The organism is Cupriavidus sp. DF5525, from assembly GCF_040149425.2.
Taxonomy (GTDB): domain Bacteria; phylum Pseudomonadota; class Gammaproteobacteria; order Burkholderiales; family Burkholderiaceae; genus Cupriavidus; species Cupriavidus pickettii_A.
The window spans coordinates 1,658,185-1,672,450 of the sequence record NZ_CP168267.1 but is presented as its reverse complement, the minus strand read 5'-3'; the positions used below and the strand labels follow the sequence as shown (position 1 = coordinate 1,672,450).

The 14,266-nt window shown below is 65.2% G+C and carries 12 protein-coding genes; 7 read left to right on the top strand and 5 right to left on the bottom strand.

Annotated elements, in window-relative coordinates; translation table 11 throughout:
- Window positions 1-172: 172 nt before the first annotated feature.
- Complete coding sequence (locus tag ABNX08_RS42285) at window positions 173-973, bottom strand: IclR family transcriptional regulator (protein WP_349606792.1); 801 nt, start codon at window positions 971-973, stop codon at window positions 173-175.
- A gap of 172 nt (window positions 974-1,145) precedes the next feature.
- Between ABNX08_RS42285 and ABNX08_RS42280 the strand changes: the two genes are divergently transcribed.
- The 4 genes from ABNX08_RS42280 to ABNX08_RS42265 all read left to right on the top strand — a co-directional run bounded on the left by ABNX08_RS42280 (window position 1,146) and on the right by ABNX08_RS42265 (window position 6,394).
- A complete protein-coding gene (locus ABNX08_RS42280) occupies window positions 1,146-2,906 on the top strand; it encodes an FAD-dependent oxidoreductase (protein WP_349606794.1) in 1,761 nt (586 codons plus the stop codon).
- A gap of 88 nt (window positions 2,907-2,994) precedes the next feature.
- Complete coding sequence (locus ABNX08_RS42275) at window positions 2,995-3,753, top strand: glucose 1-dehydrogenase (protein ID WP_349606796.1); 759 nt, start codon at window positions 2,995-2,997, stop codon at window positions 3,751-3,753.
- Window positions 3,754-3,809: 56 nt separating this feature from the next.
- Window positions 3,810-5,165: an MFS transporter gene (locus ABNX08_RS42270; protein ID WP_022540492.1), complete on the top strand. Its 1,356-nt coding sequence runs from the start codon at window positions 3,810-3,812 to the stop codon at window positions 5,163-5,165.
- 50 nt (window positions 5,166-5,215) lie between these two features.
- Window positions 5,216-6,394, top strand: coding sequence for an MFS transporter (locus tag ABNX08_RS42265; RefSeq protein WP_349606798.1), 1,179 nt, complete (start codon window positions 5,216-5,218; stop codon window positions 6,392-6,394).
- Between the two features lie 259 nt (window positions 6,395-6,653).
- On the opposite strand, the gene ABNX08_RS42260 is transcribed toward ABNX08_RS42265, so the two are convergent.
- A complete protein-coding gene (locus ABNX08_RS42260; RefSeq protein ID WP_349606800.1) occupies window positions 6,654-7,565 on the bottom strand; it encodes a LysR substrate-binding domain-containing protein in 912 nt (303 codons plus the stop codon).
- Between the two features lie 151 nt (window positions 7,566-7,716).
- Here ABNX08_RS42260 and ABNX08_RS42255 point away from each other — a divergent pair, with 151 nt between their 5' ends.
- The 3 genes from ABNX08_RS42255 to ABNX08_RS42245 are packed head-to-tail and all read left to right on the top strand — an operon-like array spanning window position 7,717 to window position 10,995.
- Window positions 7,717-8,709, top strand: a complete 993-nt coding sequence (locus ABNX08_RS42255; protein WP_349606802.1) for a tripartite tricarboxylate transporter substrate binding protein — start codon at window positions 7,717-7,719, stop codon at window positions 8,707-8,709.
- Between the two features lie 44 nt (window positions 8,710-8,753).
- The gene (locus tag ABNX08_RS42250) at window positions 8,754-9,776 is read left to right on the top strand and encodes a DUF1338 domain-containing protein (protein ID WP_349606804.1); all 1,023 of its coding nucleotides are present in this window, start codon (window positions 8,754-8,756) and stop codon (window positions 9,774-9,776) included.
- Window positions 9,777-9,789: 13 nt separating this feature from the next.
- Window positions 9,790-10,995, top strand: a complete 1,206-nt coding sequence (locus tag ABNX08_RS42245; protein WP_349606806.1) for a PLP-dependent aminotransferase family protein — start codon at window positions 9,790-9,792, stop codon at window positions 10,993-10,995.
- A 268-nt stretch (window positions 10,996-11,263) separates the two neighbouring features.
- Here the strand turns inward: ABNX08_RS42245 and ABNX08_RS42240 are convergent, their stop codons facing one another.
- Genes ABNX08_RS42240 through ABNX08_RS42230 form a run of 3 tightly spaced genes read right to left on the bottom strand, consistent with a single transcriptional unit; the run spans window position 11,264 to window position 14,262 of the window.
- Window positions 11,264-12,133, bottom strand: a complete 870-nt coding sequence (locus ABNX08_RS42240) for an amidohydrolase family protein (RefSeq protein WP_349606808.1) — start codon at window positions 12,131-12,133, stop codon at window positions 11,264-11,266.
- Between the two features lie 4 nt (window positions 12,134-12,137).
- The gene (locus tag ABNX08_RS42235) at window positions 12,138-13,199 is read right to left on the bottom strand and encodes an isocitrate/isopropylmalate family dehydrogenase (RefSeq protein WP_349606810.1); all 1,062 of its coding nucleotides are present in this window, start codon (window positions 13,197-13,199) and stop codon (window positions 12,138-12,140) included.
- 52 nt (window positions 13,200-13,251) lie between these two features.
- Complete coding sequence (locus ABNX08_RS42230; RefSeq protein ID WP_349606812.1) at window positions 13,252-14,262, bottom strand: tripartite tricarboxylate transporter substrate binding protein; 1,011 nt, start codon at window positions 14,260-14,262, stop codon at window positions 13,252-13,254.
- Window positions 14,263-14,266 lie beyond the last annotated feature (4 nt).

Below are 14,266 nucleotides of genomic sequence, written 5' to 3'. Positions count from 1 at the left end.
CACCGGGGATCGCGCACGCCGGCAGACGCGAACCACTTCATAGCCGATTTTTGGGCCATGGCAATGGGAGGTGCCAGCGATCGAAGAATGGCCAGCAGCGGGCGGCCTGCGCTTGGCAGCAGTTGGGTCGGCGCCCCAGAGCCTGCTGGGCCAAGCCTGAGCCGCTGGGAAATCAGAGGGAGTGTCGGTAGCCCAGGCGCTTCGAAACGGCCTCCGCACATCCGTGCAAGGCTCTGGCAACCGGGCCGTCCCAATCTGTGTCGAGGGTACCGGTCGGCCCCATGATCGTGATGGCCAAGGCGATATTGCCGGAATAATCGAACACCGGCGCTGAGAAAGCGACGATACCAGGCGTCGGATGGTTGACGCTTCGAGACATCCCGCGCGTGCGCGTCTCCTCGATCATGCCCTCCACCACCTTTGCGTCGAGCGGATGTGCGATGTCGGGGCCGAGGCGTATGCGGTCGTCCAACAACAGCTTCTCGGTGAACTTGGGCGACAGGAACGCCGAGAAGACCCGGCCCGTCGCCGTATTGGCGAGCGACATGACTGTGCCGGTGCGGATGTTCGTATGGATGGGATATGTCGCATCGATCAGGCGCACGATGACCGGCCCCAGATTTCCCCATACGGCAAGCGCGACGGCGTGCGAGGTTTCTTCAGACAGCGATTCCGCAAACGGTGTGGCCTCGCGGATCGGGTTCAGTGTCTGCAGGCTTGTCAGTCCCAACTGGATAGCCATGGGCCCCAGCAGGTAGTGGCCCGTGACCGGGTCCTGGGCGACCAGGCCAATCTTTCCAAAGCTGACCAGGTAAGGGTGGATTTTCCCTGACGGCATATTGGCCGCCTTCACCAGGTCGCGAAGCGCCATCGGTCTGGCCTCGGATGCCAGCACCTTGAGAATTTCCCCCCCGACTTCAATCGACTGTATGCCACGGCGCTCGCGCTCAGGCACCGGCTCGGTGTGATCCACGTACGTTCCTGCGAAGAGATGGATGATGCCGTGAGTGTAGCACTAGATATTATCTAATGCTATTGCATAGGGTTAACGAGTAGATCATTTCAAGCGCGCTAGTTCTAATCTAGCGACATTGACGGGGTTGTGCGGCGTTGCTCGGCCCCGGCGTTCTTGAAGGGAGAACTCGATGTCTACAACGTATGGGGAAAAATGTGACGTCCTGATCATTGGATCAGGCGTCGCCGGCATGTCGGCGGCCATTACTGCTGCCAGCCGTGGCTTGAGGGTGATCGTGGCCGAGAAGGCCAGCTACTACGGGGGGACGACCGCGCGCTCCGGCGGATGGCTATGGATTCCGAACACCCATCTGGCCAGGGCGTATGGCCATCATGAGCTGCCCGACCAGGCGCTCGCCTATATCCGGAACCAGGCCGGCGCGGGATTCGACGAAGCGCGCGTGCGCGCCTTCCTCGCGAACGGGCCGAAAGCCATCGAGTTCTTTATGTCGAACACCGCGGTCCAGTTCGACATGCCGCTGACCTTCCCCGACTACCATGCGGAGGCCCCCGGTGCCGCGCAGGGCGGGCGCTCGATGGTGACGCGGCCCTACGACGCTCGCGAGCTAGGCCAGCTGCTCAAGACGCTGGGACCGGTATTGCCGGAACTGACCGTGTTCGGCGTCACGATCGGCTCGGGCAAGGAGATCGTCCACTTCATGCGTGTCACGCGGTCGCTGGCATCCGCCTGGTATGTCACCAAACGCCTGGCGAAACATTTCCTCGAGGTGCGCAAGTATGGGCGCGGGATGACGCTTACCAACGGTAACGCGCTGGCCGCGCGTCTGGCAAAGTCCGCAGCTGATCTGTCGATTCCGGTCTGGCTCTCTGCCCCAGCCATCCAGCTACTGCAGGATGGTGATCGGATCACGGGGGCGGTGGTGGAGCGCGACGGCAAAAAGGTCGCTGTGAAGGCGCGCCACGGCGTCGTCCTGGCCAGCGGCGGATTCCCGCACAACCTCGAGCGCCGCAAGCAGACCTACCCGCACGTCAAGGCCGGGCATGGTCACTATTCGCCTACACCGCAAACGAACGTGGGCGATGGTGTCCGCATGGCCGAGGCAGTAGGCGGTGTCTTCGACCAGAGCCTGTCGAATGCCGCCGCCTGGACGCCCATGTCGCTGGTGCCGCGCAAGGATGGCTCGACGGGCATCATGCCCCACTTCATCGACCGGGCCAAACCGGGCGTGATCGCCGTCAGCCTGGACGGGCGCCGCTTTGCCAACGAGGCCAACTCGTACCACGACCTCGTGCAGGCGATGATCGCCGCCTCGAAGGGGAAGTCGGAAACCGCCTGCTGGCTGGTCGCCGACCATGCAGCGCTGCGGCGATATGGCCTCGGCTTCGTCAAGCCCTTCCCGATGCCACTCGGCAACCACCTGCGCAACGGCTACCTGAAGCGGGGCAAGACCGTTGCCGACCTGGCCCGGCAGCTCGGCATCGATGCGCCGACGCTGGAGAACACCATCCGGCAGTACAACGAGACCGCGCAGCACGGACATGATCCCGAGTTCGGGCGCGGCAGCAAGGCCTACAACCGTTACCAGGGCGATGCCCTGCACAGCCCCAACCCGTGCGTCGCGCCGCTGCGCACCGGGCCGTTCTATGCCCTCAAGCTCGTGCCGGGTGATCTGGGCTCCTTTATGGGGATCAGGACCAACGAGCACGCCCAGGTGATCAATGCCCACGGGATGCCGATCCCCGGCCTGTATGCCGCCGGCAATGACGCCGCCAGCATTATGGGCGGCGAGTACAGCGGGGCGGGGATTACGCTCGGCCCGGGCCTGACCTTCGGATACGTGGCAGGCAACCACATCGCCGACCAGACAAGGGTTTCGCCTCCGCAGCGCCTTGCGACGCCGGCGCGACAGGCACTGGCAACGATGGACTGACGGCCGGAACCGGCTCAGTCGTCAGGCGGCCGCGCTGCGCGCGCTGTCGCCGTGACAGCTTCTTTCTCTTCTCTCGCAACACACCATGATGATTCCCAATCTGCTGACCGGGAAGGTCGCGTTTATTACCGGCGCAGGGCAGGGCAATGGCCGCGCCATTGCCATTGGCCTGGCCGAAGCCGGCGCGCTTGTTGTCGTCACCGACATGAACGAGGCCAATGCCCGGCAGACGGCCGACATGATCAACGCCCGCGGCCACGCGGCACGGTCCTGCTCGCTGGATGTGACCGACGCCGGCCAATGCCACGCCGTTGCCGGGGAGGTCGAAGCCAGTGTCGGCCCCGTCGATGTGCTGGTGAACAACGCCGGCATCCTCATCCGCGAGGGCATCGACAGCCCCAATGCCCGACATAACTTGCAGCAGGTCATGAAGGTCAACCATGAAGGCACTTTCAATGTCTGCCACGCCTGGCTGCCCGCCATGCGCCGGACCAGGGGCGCCATAGTCAATGTCGCCTCCATCGCGTCCTTCTCGGGCCAGCCCAACACGCTCGGCTATTCCGCATCCAAGGGTGCCGTGAAGATGCTGACCCAGTCGCTTGCCGCCGATCTGGCGCGCGACGGCATCCGCGTCAATGCCATCGCGCCGGGCGTCATCGAAACACCGATGACCGTATCGACGCGCTCCGATCCGGCGAAGCTGGAACGATTCATGGCCCGCATTCCGATGAACCGGGTTGGCAAACCGGAGGAACTGGTCGGAGCGGTGCTGTTCCTCGCGTCGTCGATGTCGACATACGTGACCGGCGTGATCTTGCCCGTAGACGGCGGTTACCTGGCTGCCTGAAACGCATAAAGGATGCAAGCGCAAACAGCGCTTGCCCACTATCAAGGAGACAACCAATGAAGCAGGTATCCCGTACCGTCGATGTGCAGTCATTCATCGACGCCGAACGCTTTTCCCCCTGTCAATGGCTGGTTCTTATTTTCTGCTTCCTGGTCGTAGCGGCCGATGGCTATGACACCGCCGCGATCGGCTTCATCGCACCATCCCTCGTCCACGACTGGGGCATCGCCCGCGGCGAATTGGGTGTGGTCATGAGTGCGGCACTCGTCGGCCTCAGTCTGGGCGCCATTTTCGCGGGCCCTGTCGCAGATCGCATCGGCCGGAAGGCAGTGCTGGTGGTGGCGGTGACGTGCTTTGGCGCGTGGACGCTGGTAGCGGCGCATGCGCAGACCATTACCGCACTGACGGTGCTACGTTTTCTGACGGGGCTCGGGCTTGGTGCAGCGATGCCGACGACCATCACCCTGATGTCGGAGTACGCACCAGCGCGGCTTCGCGCCTTTACCGTGAACGCCATGTACTGTGGATTCTCGGGGGGGCTAGTGGCGGGCGGCGCGGCGTCAGCGTGGTTGATTCCCCATTTCGGCTGGCGCAGCGTCCTGACGGCCGGCGGCATCGGGCCCCTGGCGCTTGCCGTGCTGCTTTTTGTCTTGCTTCCTGAGTCGCCCCAGTTCCTTGCGGTGCGCTCCGGCACCCGCAAGCAGATAGCACGAATCCTGAAGCGCATTGCGCCGCAACAGCGGCTGGATGACTGCACGTTCGTCGCACCAATGGCGCTACCCGGGTCGAAGCGAAAAAGCTCTGCACTGGCACTCGTCCTGTCGGAAGGATATCGGCGCCGCACGCTATTGCTTTGGTTGTCGTGCTTCATGGGGTTGGTGATCTACTACCTCATGACGAACTGGATGCCGACGCTGTTCCGCGAAGCAGGATTCAGTATCGAGCACGGTGCCTTGCTGGCCTCGCTGTTTCCCCTTGGCGGTCTGCTCGGCAACCTGGTCGCCGGTTGGCTGATGGATCGCTTCGACGCCAATCGCACCATTGTCTTTGCGTACTTGCTGGCAGGCGTTCTCGTCGTCGCAGTCGGGCGCTGCGTCGACCATCCGGGATTCCTTGGGGTATCGCTATTCCTGTGCGGAACCCTTGTCACCAGCGCCGCGACGTCAATGTCCACCTATGCCGCGAGCCTTTATCCGACCGAGGCGCGCAATACCGGCGTCGCATGGATGCAAGGAATCGGGCGGATCGGCGGTGTCACCGGCTCATTCATTGGCGCCGCGCTATTGGGCTTTGGCTGGAACTTCGGCGATGTATTTGGCTTGCTGGCGGTGCCGGCGCTGGCCGCGGCCTGCGCCGTCTTCCTGATCGCGAATCCGCAGCATGACTATCGGGTCAGCAGGGCGGCTGAGTGACGTATCGACATGCGCAGTCAACGTAGCGGGGCATGAGGGAGAATGCGTCAATGACTGCGCCGCCGGGCAGACTTCGTGAAAATGGGGCCACGTGCGGCGCCCTTGGGATAGCCGCGGCCCTGAGCATGGCGTCGATGCGCGCCTGCGATGCCCTCCTTCCCGCGCTGTCGTCGGACTTCGCCGTACCTGTCGGCGTAGCAGCACAGTCCATATCTGCCTTTGTGCTGGCCTATGGTTTCCTGCAACTCTTATATGGGCCGCTGGGCGACCGTTTTGGGAGGCTTCGTGTCATATCGGCAGCGCTGGCGGCTTGCTCGATGGCTAACGTCATGGCGGCAATGACTCCGTCCATGACGTTCCTTGCACTGGCGCGCGGCCTATCGGGTGCCGCGGCGGCAGGCATCATTCCCTTGAGCATGGCAAGAATTGGCGATACGGTGCCGATCGAGAAGCGCCAGCAGGCGCTTGCTCGCTTCATGTTTGCGACGGTCGGTGGGCTGATCGGCGGTCAGTGGCTATCCGGATTCCTCGCCGATGTGCTCCACTGGCGAGTTGTCTTTTGCGTGCTCGCAACGGCTTTTGGCGTGGCTGCCTTACTGGTGCGAGCGCAGGCATCAGGCGCCGCGCCGGACTTGAGCAGCAGGCAGAGTTTTGCCAATCAAATCAGGGCAGTCCTCAGTGAACGATGGGCGAGGCTGATCCTGCTGGTTACTGCGATAGAAGGCCTGTTCACCCTCGCGGGGTTTGCCTTTGTGCCGGCCTATCTGCACATGCGTTTCGGCATTGGTATCGGTGCGGCAGGGGCTGTGATGGCGATGTACGGAGGGGGCGGCCTGGCTTACGTGACCCTGTCCAGCGTATTGATCAGGCGCTTTTCTCCTGGCAGTCTCGCAAGACTCGGTGGCGCTTTACTTGGAGCGGCATTCGCAATCGTCGCTGGCGGGTCGCGCTGGGAGTGGAGCGTGCTGGGATGCTTCCTTGGCGGACTTGGCTTTTACATGCTTCACAACACCTTGCAGACCGAGGCAACGCAGATGGCGCCACAGGCAAGAGGCACCGCGGTGGGACTATTTGCGGCGAGTCTGTTCTTCGGTCAGGCCCTTGGGATGGAGTTGGCAGCGGTAATGATCGACGCCTTCGGGGAGACGTCATTGTTCTGTTCCGCTGCCGTGGCACTTCCACTTGTTGCCATTGCCTTTGGCAACTTGGTCAATCGCAAGGGTTGCTAGCCCGGCCGGTCAGGTAAGCATCTGGACCCGCTTGCATAGAGCGGCCCCGGCTGATTCGATACGGACGACTGACACGCTGGCTGTCGGTATGTGACGGCCACGGCCGGCGGGAAGCGTGACGTCAGGCCAATCTCATTCCGATGTGGCGTTACCCAGAAGAGAATTGGTGGTCTTCGTTAGCGAAGCGATCCTCAACACCACGCCCCGTCCGCCTCGCCATAAAGCGCATCGACACTGCAGCTTATAAGTCTTGTGGAGGCTAATCCTGGGTGGATTGCCCGGCAAACTCCCCCGCAGCCTCCAGCAGCCAGTCGCGTAGCCGTTGCATCGCGTCGCTCATCGGCCGCGTGTCGGGCGAAACCAGGTAGTAGGCGCTCGTGGCCCGCAGCGCGCGGGCGACGGGTATCACCAACTGCCGGCTCGCGAGGTATTCCTCGACGAGGAAACGCGGCACGAGGCCAATGCCGAGCCCGGCGCGCGCGGCGGCGATGACCATGCTGTGGTGGTCGTAGCGCGCGCCGCGCATCGCGTTGACGTCGTCGATGCCGGCAGCCTCCATCCACTGCTTCCAGCCGAAACTGCGCGTGGCGAGGTGCAGCAGCGGCGCACGCGCGATGTCATGCGCGCCGATCCGCTTCCTGCCGCTGAAGAAGTCCGGATGGCAGATGGCCACCGATTCCTCGCCGAACAGCGGGTCCGCGCGCGCACCGGGATAGACCGCCTCGCCGAAGTGGATCGCCGCGTCGTAGGGCGTGCCGTCAAACAGGAACACGTCCGACTGCGCGCTAATGTTGATGACCACCTTGGGGTGGCGCGCGTAGAAATCCGGCAGCCGTGGGATCAGCCACTCGACGGCCAGCGTCGGCACGCAGGCCAGTTCGACGGTGCCGCCCGCGCCCTCGTGCGCCATGATGTCCAGCGTGTCGCGCTGCAGCTTGCGCAGCATCTCGCGCACCTGGCCGCTATAGAGCGCGCCGGCCGCCGTCAGCGTGATGCGCTGATTGGCGCGGTGAAAGAGCTGCACCCCGAGCAGGCTTTCCAGCGACGCGATCTGGCGCGACACCGCGCTTTCGGTGATGAACAGGTCCGCTGCCGCGCGGCGCAGATTCAGGTGCAGCGCGGCGGACTCGAAGGCGCGCAGGCTGGAGAGGCTCGGAAGGCGTTGCCGCATGGGGGGAGGCGGAGTTGATGACTAAAAGTCATCATCCTATACCGAAATCTCGCTTGAAAGCCTCGACTTGATGAGAAATGATGCGACCTTGTCCCGCCGCCCCCTCGCGGCACGCCAATAACGAACAACAACCAGAAGACAGGTAGACAACATGAAGCGCTTGTTCAGCGTCCTCGCCGCCAGCGGCCTCGCATTCGGCATGACGATGCCCGGCATCGCCGGCGCCCAGGAATTCCCGACCAAGCCGGTGCGCATCATCGTGCCGTATCCGCCGGGCGGCACCACCGATATGGTGGCGCGGCTGATCGGCGAGCAACTCACCGCGCAATGGAAGCAGTCGGTGATCGTTGACAACCGGCCCGGCGCCGGCGGTATCGTTGGCACCGGCACGGCCGCCAAGTCCCCGGCGGACGGCTACACCCTGCTGATGGGCTCGGTGGGCGAATTCGGCATCAACCCCACGCTGTACAAGAAGCTGCCCTATGACGCGGCGGCCGACTTCGTGCCCGTCACGATGGTCGCGCGGGTACCCAACGTGGTCGTGCTGTCGCCCGCCTTCGCGGAGCGCGCCCGGGTGCAGACGCTGGCCGAGTTCATCGCCTACCTGAAAGCCAACCCGAAGCGCGTGAACATGGCTTCGGCCGGCAACGGCACCTCCACGCACCTCGCGGGCGAACTGTTCCAGCGCATGACGTCCACCGAGATGAGCCATGTGGCCTACAAGGGCAGCAGCCCGGCCATCGCCGACCTGATGGGCGGCAGCGTCGATGTGATGTTCGACAACCTGCCGGCATCGCTGCCGTTCATCCGCTCGGGCAAGCTCAAGCCATTGGCGGTGACCACGCCGGCCCGCTCGTCGGCTCTGCCCAATGTACCGACGGTCGCCGCCGCAGGCCCGGTGCCGGGTTTCGATGCGAGCCCGTGGTTCGGCCTGCTCGCGCCACGCGGCACACCCGCCGCGGTGGCGCAAAAGATCAGCCAGGACCTCACGCGCGTGCTCGGCGAACCCGCCGTGCAGGCCAAGATGCGCGACCTCGGTGCGGAGCCCGCGCCGAGCACGCCCGAGGCCTTCGCCGACGTGCTGAAGAAGGACCGTCAGACGTGGGGCGAGATCGTCCGCCTGTCCGGTGCCGCGGTGGACTGAAGGCCGCCACAATTTTCCCATTTGTTTCCAGGTTGCATCCCATCATGAGCTCCAACGTCACCCGTCTCGTTTCCATCAACCTCGGCGCAGAGGCCGCCGAGCGCCTCACGCATCTGGTCGCGACGCCCACGCGGCTGCCTGCCGGCGAGCCCGGCCGCCCCGCGCGCGCCGAGATTGCCCATGCGCTGAACCTGGTGCTGTTCGCCGGCATCCTCGAGCGCGTGCCGACCGGAAAGGCCTATACCGAAGACGTGGCTGCCGCCGGCGGCAAGGTGCACTTCGACCATGGCGCGCTTCGCACCGTACGCTGGCAGGACAACGGTGCACTGCCTGCCGGCGAGGCCGCCTTCACGCGCATCCTGCGCCCGCTCGGCTACCGGCTCAACGGTACCTATCCACTTGACCGTATCGGCATGACGGGCCGCTCCTATGCGCATGAAGATGCTCCGGAGGAGATCGCGCAGTTCTTCGTCAGCGAGTTCCACCCGGAGCGCTACAGCGAGGGCTTCCGGCAGGCCGTCAGTCGCGTGACCGGCACCTCTGCCGATCCGCTGACGCCCAGAGCGCAGGCGCTGCTGTGGGAACTCGAACGTGACGGCGCGCTGCCGCTGGATGACGCGGGGAAGCTGATCGGCGTGCTCGCACGCTGTTTCGAGCGCCAGCACGCGACGCCGCGGCTGGAAGACTATGAGCGCCTGCTGGCCGAGTCGGCCGAGATGGCGTGGCTCGCCACCGAAGGCAACGCGTTCAACCATGCCACCGACCGCGTCGAAGATGTGTTCGCGCTCGCCGATCAGCAGAAGCGCATTGGCCGCCCGATGAAGGAGAAGGTAGAGGTTTCACAGAGCGGTCGCGTGCGCCAGACTGCGTTCCGCGCCGATCCCGTGCGGCGCGCGTTCGTCGGCGCGGACGGCGCCGAGGTCGTGCGCGAGGTGCCGGGCTCGTTCTACGAGTTCATCACGCGCGACCGCTATGTGGACGAGGCGCAGGCCGTCACGCGCACCGACCTGGGCTTCGACGCGGGCAACGCGCAGGGCATCTTCAAGATGACCGCCGCGGCCTGCTAAAGACGAGCGCGCCATGACAGTCCACTATCCATTCGTTTCCGCACTGCGCGAGCCGGAGGGCTCGCCGATCCGGGAGCTGTTCAAGTACCTGTCCGACCCACAGATGATCTCGTTCGCGGGCGGCTATCCGTCCGCCGCACTGTTCGATGCGGAGGGTATCGGCGCCGCGTCCGCACAGGCGCTGCGCGAACGTCCCGCCGAGTGCCTGCAGTACGGCGCGACGGAGGGGACGCCCTCGCTGCGCCGCGCGCTGGCGGCGCTGATGGCCGGGCGCGGAGCTGTCGTGGCGCAGGATGAGTTGCTCGTCACCAGCGGCTCGCAACAGGGTTTCGACTTTCTCGTGCGAGCGTTGGTCGAGCCCGGCAGCATGGTGCTGGTCGAAGAGCCGACCTATTCGGCGACGCTGCAGGCGCTGCGGCTGGCCGGGGCCGATGTGCGCGGCGTGCCGTCCGATCATGACGGCATGGACGTGGACGCCCTGGAGGCCATGCTCGCCGACCCGACGGTGCGTCCGCGCCTGATCTACACGGTGCCGACTTTCGCCAACCCGACCGGCACGACGCTTTCGCCCGCGCGCCGCTTGCGGCTGCTGGAACTGGTGGCGCGGCATCGCGTGGTGCTGGTCGAGGACGATCCCTACGGCGCGCTGAGCTTCGACGGCGCGCCGCCGCCCTCGCTGCTCGCCCTGTGCACACAGGTGCCCGACGCGCGCCCATGGCTCGTGCATCTGGCAAGCCTGTCGAAGACGCTGGCACCCGGGCTGCGGCTCGGCTGGATGGTAGCGGCGCCGGAGATCGTGCGCCGTGCGGTCATTGCCAAGCAGGTGTCGGACCTGTGCACGCCGCCGTGGATCCAGCTGACCGCCGCGTACTATCTGGAGGCAGGCGGGCTGCCCGCGCAGGTCGCGCGCGAGGTGGCCGTCTATCGCGACAAGCGCGACCGGTTGGCGCGGGCGCTGCGTGAGGTGTTCGGCGCGCGCATCCGGTTTGCCGAGCCGGGGGGAGGCATGTTCCTGTGGGCGTCCATCGACGGCATTGATGACGCGGCCACGCTGCTGCCGCTCGCGATTGCCGAGAAGGTGCTGTTCGTCCCGGGCGCCGGATTCTATGCCGAGCGGCGCGCACGGCCCACATTCCGGCTGTCGTTCGCTGGCGCCGACCCCGCGCAGATTGGCGATGGCGTGTCACGGCTCGCTCATGCAGTGGCGCGGGTCGGTTGACGGCGAATATGCGGTAAACGGACAAACGCACGCGATTTCACTCGCTGTCTGATACTTGTCCGGTCTCTATGGTGCAAGGCGGAGCGCTTCTCACTCCGCTGACTCTCCATTTGCTCCCCGGTGGGGCCTATCTGCACCCTTGCAGCAGAGAGGCGAGCTGTCCTCAACCGACGAGCTGGGGGATACCGCTCGTCGGCCTTTTTCGCAACGCAGTGCCCGGTTCACGTCCGTCTCACACCGGCGCTTGCCAATCTTCACCACTTTCTCTTCAAGGCGCGTAGAGGCGAGCTGGGTTCTCCACCAGGACCTGCTGCTTGAGCTCCTGCGAGGGAAGCCAGTCCGGGATGGAGCGCGCGAGCGCTGCCTCTGGTAGCGTTCGGTAGGCGGAGACGTCGTGCCTTGCCTTGCCCGGATCCCGTGCGGTGTGGGGCCAGTCGCTGCCCCACAGCACGTGTCGCGGCGCAGTTCGCAGGAATGTCGCAGCCCACGCGCTGGCCGCGTCGTCTGGCGGCATGCCTGCAGACGCGAGCCGGTATGGCGCGGAGAGTTTGATGTAGACGTTGCCGGAGCGCAGCAGCGGCTGCAAGGCGATCGCGCGCGTGTCGTCATGGGCCAGTGTGGTTGGCACCATGGCGAAATGGTCCAGCACGACCGGAACGGGCAGATTCGCGAGGTGGCCAGCCATGGCCACGATGACATCCAGGCTGGCATAGAGCTGCAGGTGCCAGCCGAGCATGGCGATGCGGTCGGCCCGGCGTGCGAGCGCCGCCTGCGCGGCGCCGACGTCGCGCAGGCCGCTGCTTTCCAGGTTGAGGCGCAGCCCACGCACGCCGCGTGCGTGCATTTCGCGCAACGTCTTGTTGTCCACGTCCTCGTCCAGCACAGCCACACCGCGGCCCGCGCCCTGGAGGCGGTCGAGGCTGTCGAGCATGCATCGGTTGTCCGTGCCATAGACGCTGGGCTGCACGATCACTACGCGTTGCAGACCCTGCCGCGACAGGTGGGCAAGCAGGTCCTCATGCGATGCCGGTCCTGGCGTATAGTGCCGCTCCGGGATCATGGGATAGTCGGTGCGCGCGCCGATGACGTGGGTGTGGCAGTCCCAGGCGCCTGCCGGTAGCTCAGGAACGTCGCGCATGTCGTCACCCTTCCAGCAGGCGTCGGGCGAAGGCGCGGCCCGTTTCAGCGGTGCCCAGGCGGCCACCGACGTCGCGCGTGGCCTCGCCCGCCTGGATCGCGGCGATGATCGCTTCGTCGATGGCGCGCGCAGCAGCCAGGAAGGCAGGCAGGTTTCTGCGCTGGCCATGCCAGCCAAGCAGTTGTCCGGCGGACACGATCAGCGAGAAAGGATTGGCAATGTCCTGGCCGGCAATGTCCGGCGCCGATCCGTGTGCCGCCTGGCCCATTGCATGGTCCTTGCCGGCGTTCAGCGAGCCGCCCAGGCCCAGGCTGCCGGACAATTCAGCGGTCAGGTCGGACAGGATGTCGCCGAACATGTTGGTCGTGACGATGACGTCGAATCGCTGCGGGGCGCGCACCACATGTGCCATCATTGCGTCGACAATGAAGTCGTCGACCTGTACTTCCGGGAATTCGCGCGCCACCTGGTGGCAGATGTCGATGAACATGCCATCGCCGATTTTCAGCACATTGGCCTTGTGCACGATGCTGACATGCCTGCGGCGTGTCATGGCCAGCTCGAACGCTGAGCGCGCAATGCGCTCGCAGCATTGGCGCGTAATGCGACGCAACGAGACGACAACATCCGGCGTGATCAGCATCTCGCTTCCGCCGGACTCGATATTGCGGTCGGCATAGAAACCCTCGGTATTCTCGCGCACGACGACGAGGTCGAACTCGCCAGCCCGGTGCTGCAGGCCCGGATAGGTGCGGGATGGCCTGATATTGGCGTACAGGTCCAGTTCCTTGCGGAAGAATTTCGAGGGATTGATCTCGCCCTTGGCTTCATCCTTGAAGTCATAGGTGGCCATCGGTCCGAGCATCAGGCCATCGGCGGACTTCACTTTCTGCAGCAAGGCCGGCGTCACGGTGGCCCCGTGTCGGCGCAGGCTCTCATGGCCGGCTACGTCCAGGTCGAATTCAAGGTCGAGCCGGAAGCGCGACGATACGGCTCGCAGCACCTCGAGCGTGGCAGCCATCGTTTCGGGGCCGATGCCATCACCGGGAAGCACGACGATTTTCATGTTTGGTCCTTGATTGTGCGAGGGGAAGGGGCAAAGCGATACGCGGGCACGGTCATTCGACGTAAGCACCCGCTGCCTTGACGAGTTGCGCGAACTTTTGGCGTTCGGCGCGCACGAACGCATCGAATCGCGCTGGCGTGACGGGCTCGACGGCGCTGCCGTCCGCCTCGAAGCGCGTGCGGATCGCGGGCTCGGCAATGATCCTGTTGATCTCGGCATTGAGCAGCGTGACGATGGCCTCGGGCGTTTCGCGTGGCGCAAAGTAGCCACCCCAGAGACTGAAATCGAAGCCCGGCAAGGCCAGTTCCGCGACCGTAGGCACTTGGGGCAGCGCTGGCACCCGGCGGGGCGTGGATACGGCCAGTGGCTTGAGCTTGCCACCCTTGAGGTGAGGCATGATGGCGGAGGCGCTGGAAAAGAAGAACTGCACCTGCCCGCCCATCAGGTCCGTGATTGCCTGTCCGGCACCCTTGTACGGAATATGGACCATCTGAGTCCGGGTTCCGATTGCCAGGGCGGCTGCTGCGAGGTGGCCCGGCGTGGCCGTGCCAGACGACGCGTAGGACACGCTGCCTGGTTTGCTGCGCGCCGTCTGCAGCAACTCGCCCAGGCTGCTGAAAGGCGCGCCTGCGGGTGCGGCCAGCACCAGCGGGGCGTTGCCCACCAGGGCTACAGCCCGGAAGTCCTTCAGCGTGTCATAGCCGGGCGCTTTCATCGCGGATCCGTTGATCGCAATCTCACCGGTTTGCCCCAACAGCAGCGTATAGCCGTCGCCCCGCGTCCTGGCCACGAGCCGGCTACCCAGTGCCCCGCTTGCGCCGGGCCGGTTGTCGACAACTACCGGTTGCCCTAGTACCCGGGAGAGTCGTTCACCGATCAGCCGGGCAAAGACATCGCCTTGCCCGCCCGGGGCATAGGGCACGATGACGGTGATGGGCTTTGCCGGATAGTCCTTGCTTGCCCACGCGTTGCCGAGGATGCCGCAGGCTGCCGCAGCAACGCCCGCGCGCAGGAGTCGCCGGCGGTCCGTGAGCGCCCGGGCGTCTGTGGTGGCCGTTTCCAATCCA